A 2,913-nucleotide genomic window follows, 5' to 3' on the forward strand; every position below is an offset into this window, starting at 1 on the left:
CATGGCGGACGGGACGAGCTGGTTTGCCCTTAGTAGTTCAGGGATGCCGTTGGAGATCTTCGGATCGACGATCTCGGTGAGGTACCGCTGACGTTCGGGTTTGTTGGCCTCTCGGATCGCGGCGATCATCAAGTCTCGAAGCGCATTGCCCTGGAAGAGCTGTCCGAGGACGTCGTACACGCGGCCCCCGAGGGTGGCCCGCTGCTCTTCGATTTTCTCGAGGAGCCGGGCGTAGACGTCGCCTTCGCGGGTGTCTTCGGCGACGAGGGACCACATGAAGCAGGTGTTCGGCTGTCCAATGCGGTGAACCCGACCGAAGCGCTGCTCGATGCGGTTGGGGTTCCACGGCAGGTCGTAGTTGATGAGCAGGTGGGCGTTCCTGTGCAGGTTGACGCCCTCCCCCGCGGCGTCGGTCGCGATCAGAAAGACGCATCGCTCGTTCTGCTCGAAGGTCTCCTTGGCCTTCTTCCGGTCCTCGCGTTTGGTGCCGCCGTGGATGGTGATGACGGCGTCGTCGCGTCCGAGGTGCTGCGTCAGGCGCGCCACGAGGTCGTCGAGGGTGTCCTTGTGCTCGGTGAAGATGATGACCTTGCGCCGTGCCCCCGTGTCGTCACGCATTTCGGCGTTGTCGTCAAGGGTGTCGCGCAGGGCGTCCCACTTCGCGTAGGTCGGCGAGGACTTGACGGCCGAGGACTTGATGAGCAGACGGTCGAGGACCGCGATCTCGGTCTGCAGTTCCTCGGGCGTGCGCGCGCTGGTCGCGCCCGCAATTGCCTTGTCCTCCAGGGCTTCGCGTTCCTCGTCGGTGAGGTCGTCCAGGTCGTCCCAGTCCTCGGGGACGTCGACGTCGTCGCCCTTGACCGCGGCGTACAGGGTGGCCTCGCGCAGTTCGGACTCCAGACGTGTCTTGCGGCGTTCGATCGACCTGTGGATGGCGGCGGGTGACGAGGCGAGTCTGCGCTGGAGTGTGGTGAGCGCGAAGCCGACGGCTGTGCGGCGCCGTTTGTCGCCTTCGATCTGGTCGGCGCGGTTCATCTCCTCGCGGACGTAGTCGGTGACGGCGACGTAGAGCTCTTTCTCGGGTTGGGACAGCTCGTACTTGACGGTGAAAGCGAACCGCTCAGGGAACAGACGCGTGCCCTCGAAGGTGCGGAGCTCTTCTTTGACGAGGCGACGCATCAGGTCGTCGACATCGACTTTGCGGCTGCCCTCGCGGGCGACGCCTTCGAAGCGGTCGGAGTCGAGCAACGCCATGAAGAGTTGGAACTGCTCCTCCTTGCCAGAGTGCGGGGTGGCAGTCATGAGCAGAAGGTTGCGGGTGTGCTTCCCGATCTCCTCGGCCATCTGGTAGCGCTTGGTCTTCTTGATCTCGCTTCCCCAGACGGTGGCAGACATCTTGTGGGCCTCGTCGAAGATCACGAGGTCCCAGTCGATCTCGCACGCCTTGTCGAGGATGCCTTCGCTGTTGCGGGCCAGGACGTCCAGGCGAGCCAGCCACAGGCCGCCCCTGGTGAACGGGTTGCCTTCGTGGAGGACCTTGTCGCGGGTGAGCATCTCGAACTCGAGCCCGAACTTCTCCCGCATCTCCTCGTCCCACTGGTCGACGAGAACGCCCGGCGAAACGACCATGACGTTGGCGGCGTCGCCGCGCAGGAGCAGCTCCTTGACCAGGAGGCCCGCCATGACGGTCTTGCCGGCACCGGGGTCGTCGGCGAGGACGTAGCGCAGCGGCTGCTTGTGGAGCATGGTCTCGTATACGGCGCGGAGCTGGTGCGGGAGTGGCTGCACGTCGCTCGTGCCGAGCGCGGCCTGCGGATCGAAGAGGTAGGCCAGCCGCATGCGGCGCGCCTCGGCGGCGAGGAGGAAGGCGTTGGCGTCTGCGTCGAAGCTGAAAGCCAGTCCCGGCCTGACGGCACGTATGTGCTGGATCGCGTTGGCGTAGACAATCCGCTCAACCGGTCCCGACTCGGTCCGGTACAGGACACTCGCTGAGTCGTCGGTCAGACGCTCGACTGCGAGGATCTTCACGGGCTCGGCGCCAGCCAACCCCGTGACACTGGCCCCCACCTGGAGCAGTTCGAAAAGGGACGTCCCCTGCGCTGCGGGCCCCGGGCGGTCCACTCCGTCGGTGCTGCTGGTCACAGGAGACAACCTATGGGAGGACGCTGGACACTAGGAGCCAACGAGCCGGTCGAGTGCACCACGCCGGACTCGGCCACCACTGCCTCGAGCCCACGCGCGCCGAGAACCCGAGGCTTGGATCGAACCGGTGGACCTCACGCCGTCACGTCTCGACTGCGCGACACCTTGCCCATCTACAGTGGCTCGCATCCTTGACGACCATGGTTCGGTGAGCGGCCTATCGGGAGCCACGACGAGGCGGCGCATCGCGTGCACGTGGTCCGCAGGTACGAGGCCGCACGATGGAGCATCGTCGGGCGAAGCTCGTCAGAGTGGCGCTATCCGAACTGGTGACGGGCGAGGGATGTCGCGGTGGTGTCGTCGATGTCGTCGTCGGCGTCGAGGTCCTGTACTGAGCGGCGGTATGCCTCGATGATGCGTTCGGCTTCGTCGTGGTCCCCGGCGGCTGCTGCCGCTTCGGCGGCGGTTCGGTGCAATCCCTCGGCAAACGACTCGGCCGCGAGACCGCGCGCGGTAGCCCATCGGGCCTGTTGGTAGTCGTTGGCGGCGAGGGCGAGGTCGGCGAGGGCTTGGGCGACGTCCACGATGGCGCTCACCATGTCCTGGGTGTCGGGCTCGGCCCACGTGTACGTGGCGGGGTTGACCCCGAGGAACGGGCGGCCGCGGACCAGTGCTAGCGCAGCGGCCAGGTCAGCGCGCCCTGCCGGTCCGGCGGCGAGGCCACGGCGGGCGCGAGTGCGGAAGTCATCCCAGTCGCAGGTGACGTCAGGG

General features: G+C 66.4%; 2 protein-coding genes. Both read right to left on the reverse strand.

The features are described 5' to 3' along the window. On the reverse strand, nucleotides 1–2,028 hold a 2,028-nt coding region (locus SPOPO_RS27095), incomplete at its 3' end, for a DEAD/DEAH box helicase (protein WP_019873114.1). A gap of 431 nt (nucleotides 2,029–2,459) precedes the next feature. Next, nucleotides 2,460–2,913, reverse strand: a 454-nt coding sequence (locus SPOPO_RS34680) for a BTAD domain-containing putative transcriptional regulator (protein ID WP_033384868.1), incomplete at its 5' end; no start/stop codon positions are given.

It is taken from the genome of Sporichthya polymorpha DSM 43042 (genome assembly GCF_000384115.1).
Classification (GTDB): Bacteria; Actinomycetota; Actinomycetes; order Sporichthyales; family Sporichthyaceae; genus Sporichthya; species Sporichthya polymorpha.